General features: G+C 59.1%; 16 protein-coding genes and 1 pseudogene. 8 read left to right on the top strand and 9 right to left on the bottom strand.

Annotation, left to right across the window (positions count from 1 at the left end; translation table 11 throughout):
• Window positions 1-148: 148 nt before the first annotated feature.
• Window positions 149-730 carry an NADPH-dependent FMN reductase gene (gene ssuE / locus AO277_RS01870; protein ID WP_002554046.1) on the top strand — a complete coding sequence of 194 codons (582 nt, stop codon included), beginning with the start codon at window positions 149-151 and terminating at the stop codon, window positions 728-730.
• 7 nt (window positions 731-737) lie between these two features.
• Here the strand turns inward: ssuE and AO277_RS01875 are convergent, their stop codons facing one another.
• From AO277_RS01875 to AO277_RS01885, 3 genes are all read right to left on the bottom strand, one after another.
• Window positions 738-1,346 carry a LysE family translocator gene (locus AO277_RS01875; protein WP_004661013.1) on the bottom strand — a complete coding sequence of 203 codons (609 nt, stop codon included), beginning with the start codon at window positions 1,344-1,346 and terminating at the stop codon, window positions 738-740.
• A gap of 123 nt (window positions 1,347-1,469) precedes the next feature.
• Entirely contained in the window at window positions 1,470-1,751 is a 282-nt protein-coding gene (locus tag AO277_RS01880) for a hypothetical protein (RefSeq protein WP_002554048.1), read from the bottom strand.
• An 89-nt stretch (window positions 1,752-1,840) separates the two neighbouring features.
• Window positions 1,841-2,731 (bottom strand): LysR family transcriptional regulator, encoded by an 891-nt coding sequence (locus AO277_RS01885; protein WP_044317813.1) that lies wholly within the window; start codon window positions 2,729-2,731, stop codon window positions 1,841-1,843.
• A gap of 129 nt (window positions 2,732-2,860) precedes the next feature.
• On the opposite strand from AO277_RS01885, the gene AO277_RS01890 reads away from it, so the two are divergent.
• The 3 genes from AO277_RS01890 to AO277_RS01900 all read left to right on the top strand — a co-directional run bounded on the left by AO277_RS01890 (window position 2,861) and on the right by AO277_RS01900 (window position 5,961).
• Entirely contained in the window at window positions 2,861-3,562 is a 702-nt protein-coding gene (locus AO277_RS01890; RefSeq protein WP_005734327.1) for a CoA transferase subunit A, read from the top strand.
• 41 nt (window positions 3,563-3,603) lie between these two features.
• The gene (locus tag AO277_RS01895) at window positions 3,604-4,260 is read left to right on the top strand and encodes a CoA transferase subunit B (protein ID WP_005741198.1); all 657 of its coding nucleotides are present in this window, start codon (window positions 3,604-3,606) and stop codon (window positions 4,258-4,260) included.
• A gap of 282 nt (window positions 4,261-4,542) precedes the next feature.
• On the top strand, window positions 4,543-5,961 hold the full coding sequence (locus AO277_RS01900; protein ID WP_044317812.1) for a short-chain fatty acid transporter: 1,419 nt from the start codon (window positions 4,543-4,545) through the stop codon (window positions 5,959-5,961).
• A 3-nt stretch (window positions 5,962-5,964) separates the two neighbouring features.
• On the opposite strand, the gene AO277_RS01905 is transcribed toward AO277_RS01900, so the two are convergent.
• The 3 genes from AO277_RS01905 to AO277_RS01915 form a co-directional block, all read right to left on the bottom strand.
• Window positions 5,965-6,291, bottom strand: a complete 327-nt coding sequence (locus tag AO277_RS01905) for an antibiotic biosynthesis monooxygenase family protein (protein WP_005734325.1) — start codon at window positions 6,289-6,291, stop codon at window positions 5,965-5,967.
• The gene (locus tag AO277_RS01910; RefSeq protein WP_044317811.1) at window positions 6,288-7,022 is read right to left on the bottom strand and encodes a CTP synthase C-terminal region-related (seleno)protein; all 735 of its coding nucleotides are present in this window, start codon (window positions 7,020-7,022) and stop codon (window positions 6,288-6,290) included. Before AO277_RS01910 ends, AO277_RS01905 begins: the two co-directional genes overlap by 4 nt.
• A 109-nt stretch (window positions 7,023-7,131) precedes the next feature.
• A complete protein-coding gene (locus tag AO277_RS01915; protein ID WP_005744425.1) occupies window positions 7,132-8,064 on the bottom strand; it encodes a 2-hydroxyacid dehydrogenase in 933 nt (310 codons plus the stop codon).
• A 269-nt stretch (window positions 8,065-8,333) separates the two neighbouring features.
• On the opposite strand from AO277_RS01915, the gene AO277_RS01920 reads away from it, so the two are divergent.
• Window positions 8,334-9,491 carry a glycerophosphodiester phosphodiesterase gene (locus AO277_RS01920; RefSeq protein WP_044317810.1) on the top strand — a complete coding sequence of 386 codons (1,158 nt, stop codon included), beginning with the start codon at window positions 8,334-8,336 and terminating at the stop codon, window positions 9,489-9,491.
• A gap of 44 nt (window positions 9,492-9,535) precedes the next feature.
• Here the strand turns inward: AO277_RS01920 and AO277_RS01925 are convergent, their stop codons facing one another.
• Window positions 9,536-11,722, bottom strand: a complete 2,187-nt coding sequence (locus AO277_RS01925; protein WP_044317809.1) for a TonB-dependent receptor — start codon at window positions 11,720-11,722, stop codon at window positions 9,536-9,538.
• Between the two features lie 248 nt (window positions 11,723-11,970).
• On the opposite strand from AO277_RS01925, the pseudogene pssA reads away from it, so the two are divergent.
• Window positions 11,971-13,311: pseudogene (pssA, locus tag AO277_RS01930) on the top strand (CDP-diacylglycerol--serine O-phosphatidyltransferase); the annotation flags it as partial.
• 65 nt (window positions 13,312-13,376) lie between these two features.
• Here the strand turns inward: pssA and ligD are convergent.
• The gene (ligD, locus tag AO277_RS01935) at window positions 13,377-15,977 is read right to left on the bottom strand and encodes a DNA ligase D (RefSeq protein WP_044317808.1); all 2,601 of its coding nucleotides are present in this window, start codon (window positions 15,975-15,977) and stop codon (window positions 13,377-13,379) included.
• A 20-nt stretch (window positions 15,978-15,997) separates the two neighbouring features.
• A complete protein-coding gene (ku, locus tag AO277_RS01940) occupies window positions 15,998-16,903 on the bottom strand; it encodes a non-homologous end joining protein Ku (protein ID WP_044317807.1) in 906 nt (301 codons plus the stop codon).
• Window positions 16,904-17,292: 389 nt separating this feature from the next.
• On the opposite strand from ku, the gene ssuD reads away from it, so the two are divergent.
• A complete protein-coding gene (gene ssuD / locus AO277_RS01945; RefSeq protein ID WP_044317806.1) occupies window positions 17,293-18,432 on the top strand; it encodes an FMNH2-dependent alkanesulfonate monooxygenase in 1,140 nt (379 codons plus the stop codon).
• On the top strand, window positions 18,432-19,538 hold the full coding sequence (locus AO277_RS01950) for a sigma-54 interaction domain-containing protein (RefSeq protein WP_044317805.1): 1,107 nt from the start codon (window positions 18,432-18,434) through the stop codon (window positions 19,536-19,538). The genes ssuD and AO277_RS01950 overlap by 1 nt, the downstream gene beginning before the upstream one ends.
• The last annotated feature ends 236 nt before the right edge of the window (window positions 19,539-19,774 follow it).

A 19,774-nucleotide genomic window follows, 5' to 3' on the forward strand; every position in this document is an offset into this window, starting at 1 on the left:
TTCGGTAGTTTTTTCATCGCTCCATCCTCTCAAAGGTTGGAGTCTCCGAGAAACCCGGGGCGGTTCACCTGCGGGCCATCACCGGACCTTGCGAAGGCTGGCACACAAGCTGCTTTACAGACACACGCTTATCGCAAGGAAATCCCATATGCTCGTTGTTTCACTTTCCGGCAGCCCCTCCCCAAAATCCCGTTCCGGCGTAGTGCTGGCCCATGCCAGCCGCTGGTTGCAAAGCCACGGGGTGGAAGTCACCACGCTGCGCATACGCGACTTCAATGCCGAGGACCTGCTTTTCGCCCGCTTCGACAGCCCGCAAGTGCTGGAATTTATCGAAGCGGTCAGGCAAGCAGATGGCCTGCTGATTGGTACGCCGGTCTACAAGGCGTCATTTTCAGGCGCACTGAAAACCCTGCTCGACTTACTGCCCGAGCGCGCACTGCATGGCAAAGTGGTCCTGCCGCTGGCCACCGGCGGCAGTATCGCGCACATGTTGGCCGTGGATTACGCCCTCAAACCGGTACTGTCGGCGCTCAAATCGCAGGAAGTGCTGCACGGCATCTTCGCCATCGATACCCAGATCAGCTACGACGACAACGAAGAAGGCGGCACCCTGGACGAAATCCTCACCGAGCGCCTGCATGAGGGGCTGGAGCATTTCCATCACGGCCTGCAACGTCGCTTGCAGGCACGTCACAAGCAGGCCGGCGGGCATTTGCAACTGGCTTTATAGCCCGGCATCAATGCTCGACAAACAGCGGATACAACGAGGCCACCAACAGCACGGCCATCACGCCGTTGAAGATGCGCAACCCCAGCGGGTCACGCAGAACATTGCGCAACAAACTGCCAAAGCCTGCCCAGATGCCGACACTGGGCAGGTTGATCAGCGCAAACACCGCCGAGATCACCACCACATTGTAGAAATAGCCCTGCATCGGCGTGTAGGTGCTAATGGCACCAATCGCCATGATCCAGGCCTTGGGGTTGACCCATTGAAACAGCGCTGCACTCATGAAACTCAGCGGCTTGCCCTGACTGTCGACGTTATCGGAGGCAGGACCTGACGTGGCGATTTTCCACGCCAGGTACAACAGATAAGCGGCGCCGACATAGCGCAGGATGGTGTAGAGAAGCGGCCATGCCTTGAACACGCTACCCAGCCCGAAACCGACGGCCAGCACCAGGACAAAAAAACCGATGCTGATACCCAGCATGTGCGGCAACGTACGGCTGAAACCGAAATTGACGCCCGAGGCCAGCAGCATCATGTTATTCGGGCCGGGGGTAATAGAGGTGACGAACGCGAAGAGTGTGAAGGCAAGAAGCAAATCGAAAGAGAGCACCATACAGCTTGTCCGGATCAGTGGGTCAGGCACTTACCCTATAGAAGGCGCTGCAGGAAACACACGGACAGTTGACCGGTAATTATTACCGTACAGTTTGATAAAAAACTCTTTTAAAGCGGACTGTTACCCTTGTGGCTGCTGGCCAGTCACATTCAGGTCAACGCTTGCTTCGCCTTTATCATCGAATTCGCGCGCCTGCTGTGCCTGCGGATCAGCCATCAATTGCGCCTTGCGTGCCTGGTATTCATCAAACGACAGGCCGCGCCGGTTAAGGTCTTCAAGCGCCAGTTGATGGCTTTCTTCGGCGCTGAAGGGACGCTGCTCGACAGCATGGTGGGTGGAGCAGCCGGAGAGCAATGCAACGGTGAATGTGAGGACAAGCGCAAGGGCAAGTATACGGTTCATCTGGGGCCTCCGGGGCAGGCTTCATTTCAGGAATGACGCAAGGTTACGCCCGCCCCCGACGCAGCAAAAATCATCCGCCGTGATAGTCGCTATCGACTATCGCGAGCATCCTCGATCAATACCTCGCGCAACGCTTGAGCCGCAGCGGAAAGCTTGTGATCGGCCAGTATCATCAGGCCGATACGACGCTCGATACGCGGTCCTACCAGCGCGATGCAGCAAGCACCCAGTTCCTGCATCTGCCCGATGCACAGCGACGGCACCGCGCTGACACCCAGGCCATTGGCAACCATGCGCCCGATGGTGGACAGCTGATGGCTTTCAAACGCCACTGCCAGTTTGCCGTGCATCGGCTCGATGGCCTGCTCCAGTAGCAAACGCACAGCCGAAGGCCTTTGCAGGGCAATGAAGTTTTTGCCCAACAGCTCGGCCCAGGACACTTCGCCAAGCCCGGCCAGCGGCGAATCCTTCGAGACCACAGCCACGAAGCGATCCATATAAAACGGAGTGAACAACAAAGCGCTGTTCGACTCGGGCTCAAAGCCGATGCCCAGCTCGACACGGCGGTGACGCACCATCTCCAGCACCTGCTCATTGATCACGTCATGCACCGCGACATTGACCCGTGGGTAGCGCCCGCGAAACACCTTCAGCGCTGCCGGCAATCGATTGCCAGCAAATGAAGGCATTGCGGCGACCGAAACCCGGCCCGTCTGCAAGGTAAACCGCTGTCGCAGCAGCTCTTCGGTGTTGTCCCAGTCAGCCAGCAACTGGCGCGCCAGCGGCAACAGGGTTTCGCCCTCGGGTGTCAGGCCGACGTTACGTGTAGTGCGTGTCAGCAATTGCCCGCCAAGGTCCTCCTCAAGGCTCTTGACGGTCAGGCTCAACGCCGGTTGCGAGATGTTCAGTCGTTCCCCGGCCTGGGCGAAGCTCAGGTACTGCGCCACTGCCAGAAAAGCCCGAAGCTGCTTGACGTTCATATATTTGTTTTTCTTATCAATTGATCAGTAAAACAAAATTAACAAATCAGTCGACCCGAGAGAAGATGCAAGTCACCCGATCCTCCGACAGTGCGACTGTCGGTCAACAACTATAAAAGGCGGATCAACATGGCTGGACTCGATAAACGAGTAACGACCTACGAAGAAGCCCTTGCCGGGCTGACCGACAACATGACGGTACTCTGCGGTGGTTTCGGTCTGTGCGGCATTCCGGAAAACCTCATTGCGCAGATCAAGCGTATGGGCATCAAGGGCCTTACCGTCGTTTCCAACAACTGTGGCGTTGACGGCTTCGGCCTGGGCATCCTGCTTGAGGACCGGCAGATCCGGAAAATGATTTCGTCCTATGTCGGCGAGAACGCCTTGTTCGAAAAGCAGTTGCTCAGCGGCGAGCTGGAAGTCGAACTCACCCCGCAAGGCACTCTGGCGGAAAAACTGCGCGCAGGCGGCGCAGGCATTCCTGCGTTCTACACCGCGACCGGTTATGGCACGCCAGTGGCTGAAGGCAAGGAAACCCGGCAGTTCAATGGCCGCAATGTGATCCTGGAAGAGGCCATTACCGGCGACTTCGCCTTGGTCAAGGGCTGGAAAGCCGACCACTTCGGCAACGTGATCTATCGTCATACCGCGCAGAATTTCAACCCGGTAGTGGCCACCGCAGGGCGGATCACGGTGGTTGAGGTCGAGGAAATCGTCGAGCCCGGCGTACTCTTGCCCACTCAGATCCACACGCCTGGCATTTACGTCGACCGGGTGATTCAGGGCACCTTCGAAAAGCGCATTGAACAGCGCACCGTCAGAAAATCCTGACAGAGCAGCTCGGCCATACAACAACAAAGAGATTTCAGACCATGGCACTTTCTCGCGAACAAATGGCTCAACGCGTCGCCCGTGAACTCAAGGACGGTTATTACGTGAACCTGGGCATTGGGATTCCGACCCTGGTGGCCAACTATGTACCGGACGACATCGACGTCATGTTGCAGTCGGAAAACGGTCTGCTGGGCATGGGCGCATTTCCGACCGAAGACACCATAGACGCGGACATGATCAATGCTGGCAAACAGACGGTTACGGCGCGTATCGGCGCGTCGATTTTCTCGTCTGCCGAATCCTTCGCCATGATCCGCGGCGGTCATGTCGACCTGACGGTGCTCGGTGCTTTCGAGGTGGATGTCGAGGGCAATATCGCGTCGTGGATGATCCCCGGCAAGCTAGTCAAAGGCATGGGCGGCGCAATGGACCTGGTGGCAGGTGCCGACAACATCATCGTGACCATGACCCATGCCTCGAAGGATGGCGAATCCAAACTGCTCCCTCGCTGCAGCCTGCCGCTGACCGGCGCGGCGTGCATCCGCAAGGTTCTGACTGACCTGGCGTATCTGGAAATCGACAATGGTGCCTTCATCCTCCGCGAACGTGCGCCGGGGGTCAGCGTGGAAGAAATCGTGGCAAAAACCGCAGGCAAACTGATCGTGCCGGATGATGTGATCGAGATGAGTTTCTGAACTCAGGCATCTTCGAGCAGGATGGATACATCTCTGTGGGAGATTCTATGATTTCGTTTTGCTGCCGGTTCCCGGCAGTTCGCGGACAAGTCCGCTCCCACAGATTCCGGACAGTTGTGGAAGTGAGCTTGCTCACGAAGACATTGGTTCAAACACTCGATATCCAGGGACTGTACTGGCCTCTGCGCTCTCACAGGATTTGTCGTTCTGGACACTCTGCGTCCGCAATAGTCGGCTGTTCAAGTAACTCCCCGATAATAATTACAAAAAGAGGTGCCCCCGATGGCCGCCAACATAGAAGAAAGCCGCTCTGCCCGATTCGCCTTGCGCTGCGCCGCATGGGCTGAACGCTGGTTTCCCGATTCATGGGTATTTGCCGCGCTGGCGGTGGTCATCGTCACACTGGCAACACTGGCCATTGGCGCACGTCCGGCCGAGGCTGCCAAAGCGTTCGGTGACGGGTTCTGGAGCCTGATTCCGTTCACCATGCAAATGGCCTTCGTGGTCATCGGCGGTTACGTCGTGGCCAGTTCGCCGCCAGCGGTGCGCCTGATCGACCGGCTGGCCCGGGTGCCGCGTAACGGTCGTTCGGCGGTGGCCTGGGTGGCGCTGATTTCCATGCTGGCTTCGCTGCTCAACTGGGGGCTGTCACTGGTGTTCGGCGGCCTGCTGGTGCGCGCCCTCGCCCGCCGTACCGATCTGCGTATGGATTATCGCGCGGCCGGTGCTGCCGCGTATCTGGGGCTGGGCGCAGTCTGGGCGCTGGGGCTGTCTTCTTCGGCTGCACAGTTGCAGGCCAATCCGGCGAGTCTGCCGCCTTCGATCCTGGCGATAACCGGCGTGATCCCTTTCACCGAAACCATCTTTCTCTGGCAATCCGGGGTCATGCTCGCCGCGCTGGTAGTCATATCGTTGATCGTGGCCTATGCCACCGCCCCTGGCCCGAACAGCGCCCGGGACGCCAAGGCCTGCGGTGTCGACCCGGCATTCAGCCTGCCGCCACTGGCACCTCGCACACGGCCCGGCGAATGGCTGGAATACAGCCCGCTGTTGATCATCCTGATGGTGCTGCTGGGGGTCGGCTGGCTGTTCAGCGAGTTTTCGAGCAAACCGGCGATCACCGCAATTTCCGGACTCAACACCTACAATTTTCTGTTCATCATGCTCGGTGCGTTGCTGCACTGGCGACCACGCAGCTTTCTCGATGCCGTAGCGCGGGCCGTACCCACCACCACTGGCGTGTTGATTCAATTCCCCCTTTACGGTTCGATTGCTGCGTTACTGACCACAGTCAAAGGCGCTGATGCGCAGACCCTGGCGCACTACATCTCGACATTCTTTACCAGCATTGCCTCCCACGATACCTACGCGATTCTGATGGGCGTCTATTCGGCCATTCTGGGCTTCTTCATTCCGTCGGGCGGCGGCAAGTGGATCATTGAAGCGCCTTACGTGATGCAAGTCGCCAACGACCTGCAGTATCACCTCGGCTGGGCGGTGCAGATCTACAATGCAGCCGAAGCGCTGCCCAACCTGATCAATCCGTTCTACATGCTGCCGCTGCTGGGCGTACTGGGCCTCAAGGCACGTGACCTGATCGGTTTCTCGTTCGTGCAGTTGCTGGTCCACACGCCGCTGGTGCTGTTTCTGCTCTGGGTATTGGGCACTACGCTGGTCTATACGCCACCGGTAATGCCCTGATCGTCAGCCATTGAACGAGTAGTCACGCTCGACCTTGCAGATTCGCGTGGTGAACGCCTGATACCAGCGCGCGCGTCCCTGTTCGCGGACCTGGGCGTGATCGGCCTGCTGTTTCCAGGCCAGAATCGCGGTTTCGTCGCTCCAGTAGGACACGGTGATGCCCAGTCCGTGTTCGTCGCGAGCCGATTCCACGCCCAGAAAGCCGGGCTGCTGCCTGGCCAGTTCTACCATCCGCTGCGCCGCGTCTGCGTACGCCTGACCCTCTTCAGACGTACGCAGTGAGGTGAACACCACCGCAAAGTAGGGTGTGGGAAAGCGCGCTGCCATCATAACTGATTACTCTGCGCGGCCTGGCTGCACGCGCGGACGAACGCAGCAACCACAGGAGATACCTTGCCCTGCAACGCAGCCCGCTCCGGCTGGAACAGCGTGGCGACGAAGAACGGGTGGCCCTGCAATTCGATACTGCGCACTTCGCCTTCAGGGCCGCGGCCGCTGACTTTCAATGCATCGCCGAACAGCGCTGGCTCAAGCTCACGACGCAGACCGTAGCGGCAGTGATAACGCTCCTCGATATTCAGCGTGCCGTAGGCTTGGGCAATCAAAGTGTCGGGTTGCAGGTGAATCGCCGCCACGGATTCAACCAGCGAGCAGCTCAATGGTTCGATGATGACGTTTGCCGCCTGCGGCGCAGTTTCGCCGTGCTCGGCGTCTTTCCAGCCCAGTTGATTGCGGGCGTACTCCACCAGTGCGTGCTGAAAGCCGCCGCACGTCCCCAGAAACGGTACGAGACGCTCGCGTGCGAAACGAATGGCCGTCAAAGCGCCCTGCATGTCCAGGTACGGGCTGGCCGGTACACACCACAGACCGTCGAATTCGCCAAGCCGTGCACCGCTGCCGATCTGTGGCGTCGGTAGCCATTCGAAGCTGACCGGCACGTGAACGGTCTCAGCCGCCATCTCCAACGCCAGGGGAATGGCCTGATGGGCTGGCACATCGGCGTTGAAATCGCCCACCAGCCCGATCTGCAAAGTGTTGCGTACGTTATTGACTGTGCCCATGCCCTGCCCCCTGTTCGATTTCGTATAACCCGGGCGGACTATAAACAGGCAGCAAAACCAGCAGAATGGGCATTGCAGCAATGCCTGGCGTGCAGCGCTGCACGTTTCTTCAGCCAGTTACCGGCGTCAGCACCGGCTGCCCGGAAAAGAACGCCAGCAGGTTATCGTTGACCATTTGCACACTGTCTCTGGAAGCCTCGGGCGACAGGCCTGCAACATGGGGCGTAAGCACAACATTGCCCAGCGTTTTGAGTACGTCCGGCACAGCGGGCTCATCGTCGAACACATCCAGCGCAGCCCCGGCAATCTGCTCGTTCTGAAGTGCACTGACCAGCGCATGGGTATCCACCACACTGGCACGCGCAATGTTGACCAGAAAGCCGTCAGGGCCCAGCGCTTCAAGCACACCGGCATCGATCAGGTGCTGCGTGCCACTGCCACCGGGTGTGGCAATGATCAGGAAATCCGACGCCGCAGCCAGCGCCTGTGCGGTGGCGTGCCAGGTGTAATCGCAGTCGGTGCGCGGCTTGCGATTGTGATAACCGATGGCGATGTCGAACGCAGCTGCACGCCTGGCAATCGCCAGCCCAACCGCCCCCAGTCCGACGATTCCCAGGCGCTTGCCTGCCAGCGACGGTCGAACCACCTTGCGCCACTCGCTACGGCGTACCGACGCATCGGCCTGCGGGATGTCGCGTACCAGCGACAGCAACAGCGCCAGCGTATGGTCAGCCACTGTGGCGGCGTTGACGCCTGCACCATTGGTCACGGTGATGCCGCGTGCCTGCGCGGCGGGCAAATCAACCTTCTCGTAGCCGGCACCGCTCACGCAAATGATGCGCAGGTTCGGCAGTGCATCCATTTCCTCGGCGAAAAAACCCAGTGGCCCACGCGTCATCACGGCGCTGATGCTCTTCCCGTGTGCAGCAATTGCCTCGGCACGCAGTTCGGCCGTCGGCGCACGAATCAACTGATAACCGCTGCTTTCCAGAATCGGCAAATACATGTCCAGATTTTCCACCAGCACCAATACCGTTGTCATGCGCACTCCCGTTCGGTCAGCAAAACGCTGACAGTAACGCGACTTCGTGCGCTTGTGCAGAGCCAATTGCACAGACAATGGCGCTCGTTGGAAAAAACCTTTCGCGATAACACCAGGTGTTCATGAAGTGGACGCATTTGCCGGACAGACTGCGTTACAAGCAACCTCGCCAACGCGATAGTGCGCTATCGTTGCGTGCAACGCTGTGACCAGTAACGGTATTGGCTGGTGCAGTCGAACACCTTCCAACCATAAGGAACCAACCGCCCATGCAAGGATTTTCCGCCACTCTGTCGACCACAACCCTGTTGAAAAAGACCTTCCTGGGCGCAGCGGTCATGTCGGGCCTGATGCTGTCATCCGGTATGGCAGCGGCGGCGGATGCACCGGGCAAGGTGCTGAGCGAAAAATACGGTCTGCCCTGGCCAGCCGTGATCGCCCATCGCGGAGCTTCGTTCGATGCTCCGGAAGAGACCATTCCGGCGTATACCCTGGCACGCGACCTGGGCGCGGACTATCTGGAGATGGACATCCAGCGCACTAAAGATGGCGTGCTGATAGCGCTGCACGATGACGTACTGGAACGCACGACCAATATTGCCGAAGTGTTCCCGACACGGGTCAAGGACCCGGTCAGCACCTTCACCCTGGCGGAGCTCAAGCAACTGGACGCCGGCTCATGGTTCAACAAGGCTTACCCCGACCGGGCGCGCGCAAGCTACAGCGGGTTGCAGATCCTGACGCTGGATGAGGTCATCGACATCGCCGAAGGCGGCGCGAACAAGCCTGGGCTGTATATCGAGACCAAGGTGCCGAACAAGTTTCCCGGTGTCGAAGCCGATCTTAAAAAGGTGCTGACCAAACGTGGCTGGCTGGCTCAGCGTCCGGCCGCAGCGGCTGGTCATGTGAACGTAGCGCACATGTCGGGGCGCGTGGTATTGCAGACGTTCGAGAAGCAGAGCCTGGAGCTGCTGCAAAAAGAAATGCCGAAAGTGCCCAAGGTCATGCTGCTATGGATTGGCGAAGGCTCGATAGAGCCTAAATCCAGCGTCGCGTTCAAAGACTCGGGGGCCAAGGACAAGGCCAGCTACTACGCAGCGCAGGAAGTCAAATCGCCGGAGGAATTCCAGAAGTGGATTGACTGGGCCAAGGCTCATGGTGCGATCGGCACCGGCCCTTCTTCGCAACTGGCCAAGGGTGGCGATCAGAGCTACATGGACCTGGTAAAACCCTGGATGAACAACCTGACCCACGAGAAAGGCATGGTGATCCACCCTTACACGGTGGACGACGCAGAGGACTTCAAGCGGATCAGTAATGACGGGGTTGACGGTTTCTTCACCAACCGCACTGCCGAACTGTTGAAGTTCTACGGGCGGCCAGCGAAAGAGAGCATCGAGACGATTCTGAAGCGTAACGGCTACTGATCGACTGGCTGGCCGCATCCTGCGATGCGGCCAGCGCCGATTGATCAGAAATCGATGGTGCCGGACAGCTTCAAGGTGCGTGGCTCGCCTTGAGTCAGATAACCCCCATTGGCCGATGCCCAATAATCCTTGTTCATCAGGTTTTCGACGTTGGCACGCAGCGTGACGTCCTTTTGCGCAACGTTGAAGGTATAACGCGCGGCCAGATCGAAACGGTTCCAGGTCGGAATGCTCAGATTGTTGGCAGAGTCGACGTATTGCCCGCCGGTGCGCAGCATGCGCGCGTTGATGGCTGCGCCTGCGATGCCTGGAACATCCCAGTCGGCACCCGCATTGAACTGAAAGGTCGGCACACCAATGGCCCTGTTGCCATCGTTGCTGCCACCCGACGTGCCGCTCACCTCGGTGTCCATCAGAGTAAGACCGGCCAGCAGACGCAGGCCGCTGACAGGCTCTCCGAACACGTTCATTTCCACGCCACGGTTGCGCTGCTCGCCATCACGGACGTAGCGCGTTCCGCTGCCATCCTGAATCTGGTAGCCATCAGTCGGTTGTTCGATACGGTATACACCCAGGCTTGCACCGAAGGTGCCCATGTCCAGCTTCACGCCCGCTTCAATCTGTTTTGAACGCGCCGGCGCGAACACCTCGCCAGGGTTGATCGTCACGGTGCTCGGCGCCGTCGGCCCCTGCGCAAGGCCTTCAATGCGGTTTGCATAGAACGACACATAGCGCCAAGGCTTGAACACCAGCCCGTAGACCGGCGTGGTGATTGCCTCGTCATACAGTGCGTTGCGCGGGCCGCTGCCATAGTCGTAGCCCTGGACGCGCAGTTGCTGGCGACGCAGGCCTGCGGTCAGCAGCAGGCGATCATCGAAAAAGCCCAGCGTGTCGGAGAACGCTACGCTGCGCATACGGCTCTTGCCGACGATACCGGGATCACTGAGATCGCCACCCGAGAAGCTGTCCAGCGCAGGACGTGTTGTTTCCACTGGGTTGTACAGGTTGCTGCCAGCCGGACTGCCGAACAGGTAGGCACTGCGCTGCTCGGTCCAGATGCCGGACAGACCGAAGTTGACCTTGTGACTGACCGCGCCGGTCTGCAGCTTGCCGTTGATGCCGGCCATGGCTGTCTTGTTGTCTTCGTCATGCGGAATGGAAGACGGTGACGCCGTGATGTTGCCTGCGGCGTCATTGATAGTCGGCGAGCCATAGATACCGTTTTCACGGGTGTGCTTGGCACCGGCTGCAGCGTACAGCGTCCAGTCATCGTTGAGGTCGTATTCGGCCCGGCTCATGCCGAAGGTGTCTTCGGTTTCGGTCCAGGTCCAGTTCGGCGCGTAATTGGTGTCGGCATCCGGTGCATGCGGCACACGGGTCAGGCCACTGCCAACGAACACCATGTTGCGATTCTGATTGATGCGCTGCTTCTGGTAGGCAAAATCGCCGGAAAGACGGAAGTTGTCACCCTGATAATCAAGCCCCAGCGCGAACAGCTTGCTGCGATGCTCTTCGTCTTCAACGCCGGTCTCGCCTTCGCGCTGAGACAGGTTGAGACGCGCGCCGAATCGATTGTCTTCGCCAAAGCGCTGACCAAGGTCCAGGTGTTCGCCGATCCGGCCGTCGCTGCTGATGTCGGTGGTAAAACGCCGTGTCGGCGTGTCCTGCGCGCGCCTGGGTTGCAGGTTCACGCCACCGCCAATACCGGAGCCGGTCGGTGTCACGCCGTTGATAAAGGCATTGGGGCCTTTGAAAACCTCAACCCGCTCCAGCGCATCGGTGGAGATGATCTGGCGCGGCAGCACGCCGTAGAGGCCGTTGTAGGAAATATCATCGGTGGTCAGTTTGAGGCCACGAATGACGAAGATCTTCGAGGCGTTGGCATAGCCGCTTGACTGGCGAACCGATGCATCATTGAGCAGCACATCGCCGATGTCTTCGGCCTGCTGGTCCTCGATCAATTGTTCGGTGTAGCTGGTCATGGTGAACGGCACGTCCATGACGTCGGCATTGCCCAGAACGCCCAACTGCCCGCCACGAGCCACTTGCCCGCCTGCGTACACGGGCGGTAGCGCGTGCGGGTCGGCCTTGTCGGCACTGATATCGGTCTCTCCGAGAACCATCGGGCCTTCCTGCTGACTGGCGGCAGCAGTAGCGGCCCAGGCCGGAGAACCAATGGAACAGCAAAATGCGAGCAACGTGAGGCGCATCGGGATCGATGGGATGTGCATGAAAAGGTCCTGCTGACGAGATGAGCGAGATCGGAAGAAACCTTCCTGGAGATGACCGACTCAGTGGATGCGAAATGCTACCATATGTTACTGGGAATGCTTATCATTAATTTGTGTGCAGGGCGTCACATAACCAACGCTCATCGCTACGTCTCACACAGCAATGCTTTGAAACAGGTAGGGGACAGCCACCTGAGTGCGACTCTCGTGTAAGCTCGTACGCTATTGGTTTTCCCATCGAGAGGCCTATGCAATCCACTTTCCGACGCTCGACACTGGCAGCACTTCGTGGTTTTGCCTTGCCGAGCGATGCAATCTCCATTGTTCCTTCTGCCGCCGACTATCGGCGCTGTCTGCTGGAAAGGATCGCTTCGGCCACCCGGCGCATCTATATCATCGCGTTGTACCTGCAACAGGATGAAGCCGGTCAGGAGATCCTCGACGCACTGTACGCGGCCAAGGCTGCACGGCCCGAGCTGGATGTCGTGGTGCTGGTTGACTGGTTCCGCGCGCAGCGGGGTCTGATCGGTGCCGGGCGGCAACCGGGCAACTCGACCTGGTATCAGGCGCAGAACCTTGAATACGATGAAGAAGTGCCGATCTACGGCGTGCCGGTGCAAACCCGTGAGCTATTCGGCGTGCTGCACCTCAAGGGCAGCGTGATCGACGATTGTGTGATCTACAGTGGCGCAAGCATCAACAACGTCTACCTGCACAAGCTCGACAAATACCGTCTGGACCGTTACCACCTGATCGAAAGTGCGCCACTGGCCGACGCTTTCCAGAACCTGGTCCAGCGCGAAATACTCCCCTCACCGGCGGTGCACCGCCTCGACCTGCAATCGCCACCTGGCTCGCGCAGCATTCGCAGCGAGATTCGCGCTTTTCGTGCGGACCTGAAACGCGCTGCGTACGACACTTCAGCAGGCGAAAAGGAAAACGGCGAGCTGCGGGTGATTCCGCTGCTGGGCGTCGGGCCGCGTAACAATCTGAATCGTGCCATCTGCGACCTGATCGCCTCGAGCAAGATCCAGCTGACCATCTGCACGCCGTATTTCAACCTGCCGGTGGCGGTCACCCGCGAAATCAATCGGGCGCTCAAGCGCGGTGTGCAGGTCGATATCATCATTGGTGACAAAACCGCCAACGACTTCTTCATCGACCCGGACGAGCCGTTCAAGGTGATCTCGGCCCTGCCCTATCTGTATGAAATCAGCCTGCGACGCTTTGCCCACAAGCATCAGAAGGCAATCGCGCAGAACCGCCTCAACGTGCACCTGTGGAAACACGGCGATAATACGTTCCACCTCAAAGGCATCTGGGTCGATCAGCGCTATACGCTGCTGACAGGCAACAACCTGAACCCTCGCGCCTTCAATCTTGATTTGGAAAACGCCTTGCTGATCGATGATCCGCAGGGCCAGTGGAGCGAAACGCGCGAGGCGGAAATCGCCCATTTGATGCGCAACACCCAACGCGTCAACCAGTACGACGAACTCGACACACTGGCCAATTATCCCGAAGGGGTACGCAAATTCCTCAAGCGCGTCAGCCGTGTGCGGGTCGAGCGATTGCTGTACCGGATACTCTGCCCCTCAAGCCTGAGGCCGACATGCCTGGCATGTCGGCCATACAACCAAAGAAACAGGGTGTGTCAGGGACGTTTCGCCCCCAACTGCTTCCACATCTTCTGCGTGATTTTGCGGCGGTTGCTGTAGCCTGCCCACGGGTCGGCCTTGAGTTTCTTTAAACGCTGCTCAAGGTTGGTGATGTCCCACTGCGCCGAGGATTTCAGGCCTGCCAGTTCATCCAGAGCAATCGGCACCGAGACCGGCAAACCTGGCCGGGCGCGCACCGAATACGCAGTCACGGTGCTGCCGCCACGGCTGTTGCGCAGGTAATCAATGAAAATTTTCCCTACCCGATTTTTCGGCCCCATGGTCGCGGTGAAGCGTTCGGGCAACTGACGGCTAACGAATTCGGCGATAGCCTTGGCGAAGGCTTTAACCGTGTCCCAGTCAGCCTGCCGCGCCAATGGCACGATGATGTGCATGCCCTTGCCGCCGCTGGTCTTGAGAAAAGCTTCCAGCCCAAGTTCCTCCAGCACGGCGAGCACCATTTGCGTGGCGTCGATCATGCTGCGCCAGGGCAGCGCCGGGTCGGGATCAAGGTCCAGTACAAAATGATCCGGCGTTTCGATCCTGTCACGCGTAGCGCCCCAGGTGTGCAACTCGATGGCCCCCATTTGCGCGGCACCGACCAGCGCCTGCAATGAATCGATCTCCATCAGCGCGGCATGCCCGGGGTCCAGAGCACGATCCAGCTGTTTGATGTGTGGAATCGCAAGATGCTCGGCGTGCTTCTGGAAGAACTGCTCGCCGTCGATGCCTTCCGGGCAACGCAACAATGCCACAGGACGCTTGTTCAGATAAGGCAGAATCCATTCGGCAATAGACGCGTAGAACTGCGCAAGTTCGACCTTGCTGGTGCCGGTCTTGCTGTCGATCACCCGATCCGGATGGCTGATGCCCGTGCCCTCCACGTCCACTTTGCCTTTGCCGGCAGCGGTTTTCTTGCCTGAACGCGGCGCTGCCGATGTCGATTGCGTCCGGGTCTGGCTGGCAACCCTGGCGGGCTGAGCGTCTTCGCGCACCACCTCACTGGCAGGCTTGTCACTGCGCAACCCAACAAATGCGGCTTGTCGCACAATGCCTTCGCGGGTCCACTGGGCGAATTCCGCCTCACAGACCAGCTGCGGCTCTACCCACTGCACGCCGCGGGCCTGAGCCGAGGTCAGTTTTTTCGCCAGGGGCGAATCCTTGCGCTGCAGCGGTTTGAGTTGTTGATAAAGCTGTTCAAGCGTCACCTCACTGAAGCCGGTGCCCACCCGCCCGGCATAGACCAGCCCTTCATCGCCTTCATTGACCGCCAGCAACAAGGCCCCGAATGCGGAGCGGCTGCCTTGTAGGGCGGTGTAGCCGACGATCACCAGTTCCTGACGCAACCGGCATTTGAGTTTGATCCAGTCGGCGTTGCGCTTGCCGATATAAACACTGCCGGCCCGCTTGCCGATGACACCTTCCAGGCCCATTGCCGCAGCGCTTTCCACAATATCCTGATGCCCGGCCTGAAACGCATCCGAATAACGCAGCAAGCGACTGCGCTGGGCGTCGAGCACTTGCTTCAAGGCGTCGCGGCGCCGCTCAAGGGGTACTTCACGCAGATCCTCCGCACTCAGGAACGGCATATCGAACAGGTAATACAGGATGTTTTTGCTGTTCCCTGCGTCAAAGGCATTCTGCAACCCCTGAAAGTCGGGCAACCCTTGCTCGTCGAGAACCACTACTTCGCCGTCGAACCAACTGTTTTGCAATTTCAGGCCCTTGAGCGCCTTGACCAGCTCGGGCAGCCGTTCGGTCCAGTCGTGGCCGTTACGGGTGAACAGGCGCACTTCGTCGCCCTGAATGCGGGTCAGAATGCGATAGCCATCGAACTTGATCTCATACAGCCAGTCACCCTCTGGCGGTGCATCTACCAACGTGGCCAGTTGCGGCGAAAGGGTTTCCGGGAAAACCGTTTTCGACTTCTTTTGCGCGGGCTTGCGCGCAGGCTTCGCTGCACCGGCTTTGGCTTTTTCGTTTGCGGCGCTGGCTTTTGGCTTCGCTGGCGCTGCACGCCCTGCCCCTACGTGCGCGCCGCTGATCACGCTCTGCGGCTGCTCCAGAGTGATGTCATATTCGGCGGCAGGTCGCGCAATGGCGTCCTTTTCTTTGATCAGCAGCCACTGCTCCTTGCTGCCGCTGCCCGTGAGCCGCGTGCGCACCAGCGCCCAGTCGCCGCTGAGCTTCTCGCCGACCAGGGTAAATTTGAGTTTGCCTTCCTCATAGGTTTTTTGCGGATCACCGTGCGGCTGCCAGACGCCACGGTCCCAGACAATCACATCACCGCCGCCGTACTGCCCTTTCGGGATGCTGCCCTCAAAATCGGCATAGTCCAGCGGGTGGTCTTCAACATGCACCGCCAGACGTTTTTGCTTGGGGTCCAGGCTCGGGCCTTTGGGCACCGCCCAGCTCTTGAGCGTGCCATCCAGCTCCAGTCGAAAGTCGTAGTGCAGGTTGCGTGCGTCATGCTTCTGAATCACGAAACCCAGCGCCTTGGCCTTGGACGAAGACTTGCCTTTGCGCGTGCTTTCGGCAGGCTCGGAGGTGATGGCAAAATTGCGCTTGCGCGTGTATTCACTGGCGGGCTTGGCCATGTCCGGTGTCTCCGTCTGGCTCAAGAGGCTTTGCTGGTTTTCTTGCGGGCTGCGGGCCGCTTGGGCTTGGCCGCGGCCTTGTCAGCAGGTTTTTCTTTTGCTGCGGGCTTGCTCGCTTTGCCTTTACTGACGCCCCCCTTGCCCGCCAGGCTGCGTCGCAGCAAGTCGGTGAGGTCAATGACATCGGCACTTTTGCGCTCTTCCTCGGCCGGATCCGTCTCGACATCCTCGATCTCGCCTTCGTCTGCCTTGGTTTTGACCAGGTGCATGATCTTTTCCTGAAAAGTGTCGCGGTACTGCTCAGGCTGCCAGTCGGCGCTCATGTCCTTGACCAGACGCTTGGCCATGTCGCGTTCGCTCTTGTTCAACTGTGCGTCCGTCACTGCTTCACTCAGTTCCAGTGTGTCCAGCTCACGCACGTCGGCAGGCCAGCGCAGGATCACCATGACCAGCGCCGACTCCAGCGGCATGACCGCCGCCAGGTGTTCGCGGGTATGCAGCACGACATTGGCCAGTGCCACCTTTTTGGTGTCGACAAGGGTTTCACGCAGCAGCGCATAGACTTTTTCGCCGCGTTTATCCGGGGTCAGAAAATAAGGCGTGTCGATGTTTTGCAAAGGAATCTGCTGGCTGTCGACAAAGGCGAATATGTCGATGGTCTGCGTCGATTTGGGGTGCGCGGAGCGAATTTCTTCTTCGCTGAGTACGACGTAACGATCCTTTTCGTACTCCACGCCCTTGACGATATTTTCGCTGGTCACCTCCTTGCCGGTGACCTTGTTGATTCGCTTGTAGCCGACCGGGTCCATGCTGCGCTTGTCGAGCCAGTCGAAGTCGACACTGGTTGACGTTGTCGCCGACACCAGTGCGACCGGTATATGCACCAGCCCGAAGCTGATTGCGCCCTTCCAGATTGCCCTTGCCATGGTCTGACTCCTGTTAGTCCTGAAAAAGTGACTGGACCCGTCGAAGAAAAGTTTCGCCGGCCTGACGAGCGCCGGAAAACCCGCGCAGGCGCAACGCGTTTTTCATCTTGGCAATCTGACTGTCAACGTTTTGGCTTTTGGTGCGAACTGTATTAACGGGATGCTTAGAGCCGTCAAAGCCTTGTAGTAGAGGGGTTCGCGCAAAGAGAAGCAGGATTTTTCAAGTCACATATGCGTTTAAGATCTAAAAATATGGTTTAACGTTCTTTTGCGGAATAAATCAGACGTTCTATAAATGGCCCCACCCCGAACGCTGTTGGCGAACTGTCTGCGAATCAACAGTTGGTCCCGTCAGCTTTCACTCAGCTGATCACTCCCAAGGATTTGTCATGAACGTTTTCTGGTTTCTTCCGACTCACGGCGACGGCAATTATCTGGGCACGACAAAGGGCGCACGTCCCGTCACCCTCAATTACCTGAAACAGGTGGCGCAGGCCGCCGATGACCTGGGCTACTACGGGGTATTGATTCCGACCGGTCGCTCTTGCGAAGACTCGTGGGTCATCGCCTCGGCACTGGTGCCATTGACCGAGCGTCTGAAGTACCTGGTGGCGATCCGTCCGGGAATCATCTCCCCTACCGTCTCGGCACGCATGGCGGCCACGCTGGATCGTTTATCCGGCGGCCGACTGCTGATCAACGTGGTGACTGGTGGCGACCCGGACGAGAACCGTGGCGACGGCAGCTTCCTCGATCACAGCGAACGCTATGAAGTCACCGACGAATTCCTGAAGATCTGGCGTCGCGTATTACAGGGCGAAGCAGTCGACTTCGAAGGCAAGCACCTGCGCGTGCAGAATGCCAAAGCGCTGTATCCACCGATTCAAAAGCCCTATCCGCCGCTGTACTTTGGTGGCTCTTCCGATGCCGCGCATGACCTTGCGGCCGATCAGGTGGACGTTTACCTGACCTGGGGCGAACCTCCGGCAGCTGTGGCCCAAAAGCTGGCCGATGTGCGTGAACGGGCAGCCCGCAAAGGTCGTACCGTGAAGTTCGGCATTCGCTTGCACGTCATCGTGCGCGAAACCAGTGAAGAAGCCTGGAAAGCCGCCAGCACATTGATCGAACACATCAGCGACGAAACCATCGCTGCGGCCCAGAAATCTTTCTCGCGCTTTGATTCCGAAGGTCAACGCCGTATGGCTGCGCTGCATGACGGACGCCGCGACAACCTGGAAATCGCGCCTAACCTGTGGGCGGGCGTGGGTCTGGTTCGTGGCGGTGCTGGCACGGCACTGGTCGGCAACCCGCAGGAAGTCGCGGCACGCATCAAGGAATACGCAGACCTGGGCATCGAGAGCTTCATTTTCTCGGGCTACCCGCACTTGGAAGAAGCGTACCGCTTTGCCGAACTGGTCTTCCCGCTGCTGCCTGAGCCTTACGCCAGCCTCGCCGGGCGCGGCATCACCAATTTGACGGGCCCGTTCGGCGAAATGATCGCCAACGATCTGCCCCCGCAGGCCAAGTGATGTCAGGGCAACTGCTGACCTTACCGCACTCGCCTGCGCTGGCGACCTCGATCAGAGCCACTGCGCAGGTATTCGAGGACCCCAAATCCAAGGATCTGCTCGCTCACGTACGCCAGGTGGCGCCCAGCGATGCCAGCGTACTGATCATTGGTGAAACCGGCACTGGCAAGGAACTGGTGGCACGGCACGTCCACGAACTGAGTGCCCGTCGCGACAAACCGTTCGTGGCGGTCAACTGCGGCGCGTTCTCCGAGAACCTGATCGAGGCCGAGTTGTTCGGCCACGAGAAAGGCGCCTTCACCGGCGCGATCAGCGCGAAGGCCGGCTGGTTCGAAGAGGCCAATGGCGGCACGCTGTTTCTCGATGAAATCGGCGACCTGCCCATGACTCTCCAGGTCAAGCTGCTGCGCGTACTTCAAGAACGTGAAGTGGTCCGCCTGGGCTCGCGCAAGAGCGTGCCGATTGACGTGCGGGTGCTCGCAGCAACCAACGTACAACTGGAAAAAGCCATCAATGCCGGGCATTTTCGCGAGGACCTTTACTACCGGCTGGACGTGGTCAATCTGGAATTGAGCCCGCTGCGCGACCGGCCCGGCGATATCCTGCCGCTGGCCCGGCATTTCATAGAGGTCTACAGCCAGCGTCTGCGCCATGGCCCGGTGCGCATCAGCGCCGAAGCCGAGCACAAGCTCAAGACCTACAGCTGGCCGGGCAATATTCGCGAGCTGGAAAACGTTATTCATCACACCTTGCTGGTCTGCCGCGAAGGAGTCATTCAGCGTGACGACCTGCGCCTGTCGAACCTGAGGATCGAGCGTCAGGACGAACAGAATCCGGTTGACGAATCAGCCGAACAGTTACTCAATCGGGCGTTTCAAAAGCTGTTTGAAGAACAGGCGGGAGCCTTGCACGAGAAGGTCGAAGACACGCTGCTCAGGACCGCGTATCGCTACTGCCATCACAACCAGGTACACACCGCCAGCCTGCTGGGCCTGACCCGCAACGTCACGCGTACGCGTCTGATCAAGATCGGTGAGCTGGCAGTCAACAAACGCAGACCGGGTGAAAATATACAGGGCGACCGGATGCTGCATTTGTCGGTGTGAAGATCCAGACCGATGACGCGGAGCGTCATGAACGGCATTCCCACGCTGGAGCGTGAGGAATGAGCACTGTCCGCAGGAACGCTATCGTGCCCATGCTCCGCGTGGGTATGCCTTTCTGGACGCTCTGCGTCTTCTCCCGAGCAAACGGTGCGGCGCCAAAAGCTGACGCGGAGCATCATGGACGGTATTTCCATGCTGGAGCCTGAGGAACGCTCGCCATCCGTAAGAACGCTATC

Source organism: Pseudomonas amygdali (assembly GCF_002699855.1).
Classification (GTDB): Bacteria; Pseudomonadota; Gammaproteobacteria; order Pseudomonadales; family Pseudomonadaceae; genus Aquipseudomonas; species Aquipseudomonas amygdali.

What these genes read in the sequence shown, in the direction of transcription:
- AO277_RS01910 (WP_044317811.1), bottom strand. Translation starts at nt 7,022, where the DNA reads ATGGGCACAGTCAATAACGTACGCAACACTTTGCAGATCGGGCTGGTG.
- AO277_RS01915 (WP_005744425.1), bottom strand. Translation starts at nt 8,064, where the DNA reads ATGACAACGGTATTGGTGCTGGTGGAAAATCTGGACATGTATTTGCCG.
- AO277_RS01875 (WP_004661013.1), bottom strand. Translation starts at nt 1,346, where the DNA reads ATGGTGCTCTCTTTCGATTTGCTTCTTGCCTTCACACTCTTCGCGTTC.
- AO277_RS01890 (WP_005734327.1), top strand. Translation starts at nt 2,861, where the DNA reads ATGGCTGGACTCGATAAACGAGTAACGACCTACGAAGAAGCCCTTGCC.
- AO277_RS01905 (WP_005734325.1), bottom strand. Translation starts at nt 6,291, where the DNA reads ATGATGGCAGCGCGCTTTCCCACACCCTACTTTGCGGTGGTGTTCACC.
- AO277_RS01900 (WP_044317812.1), top strand. Translation starts at nt 4,543, where the DNA reads ATGGCCGCCAACATAGAAGAAAGCCGCTCTGCCCGATTCGCCTTGCGC.
- ku (WP_044317807.1), bottom strand. Translation starts at nt 16,903, where the DNA reads ATGGCAAGGGCAATCTGGAAGGGCGCAATCAGCTTCGGGCTGGTGCAT.
- AO277_RS01885 (WP_044317813.1), bottom strand. Translation starts at nt 2,731, where the DNA reads ATGAACGTCAAGCAGCTTCGGGCTTTTCTGGCAGTGGCGCAGTACCTG.
- ligD (WP_044317808.1), bottom strand. Translation starts at nt 15,977, where the DNA reads ATGGCCAAGCCCGCCAGTGAATACACGCGCAAGCGCAATTTTGCCATC.
- ssuE (WP_002554046.1), top strand. Translation starts at nt 149, where the DNA reads ATGCTCGTTGTTTCACTTTCCGGCAGCCCCTCCCCAAAATCCCGTTCC.
- AO277_RS01925 (WP_044317809.1), bottom strand. Translation starts at nt 11,722, where the DNA reads ATGCACATCCCATCGATCCCGATGCGCCTCACGTTGCTCGCATTTTGC.
- AO277_RS01895 (WP_005741198.1), top strand. Translation starts at nt 3,604, where the DNA reads ATGGCACTTTCTCGCGAACAAATGGCTCAACGCGTCGCCCGTGAACTC.
- ssuD (WP_044317806.1), top strand. Translation starts at nt 17,293, where the DNA reads ATGAACGTTTTCTGGTTTCTTCCGACTCACGGCGACGGCAATTATCTG.
- AO277_RS01880 (WP_002554048.1), bottom strand. Translation starts at nt 1,751, where the DNA reads ATGAACCGTATACTTGCCCTTGCGCTTGTCCTCACATTCACCGTTGCA.
- AO277_RS01920 (WP_044317810.1), top strand. Translation starts at nt 8,334, where the DNA reads ATGCAAGGATTTTCCGCCACTCTGTCGACCACAACCCTGTTGAAAAAG.
- AO277_RS01950 (WP_044317805.1), top strand. Translation starts at nt 18,432, where the DNA reads ATGTCAGGGCAACTGCTGACCTTACCGCACTCGCCTGCGCTGGCGACC.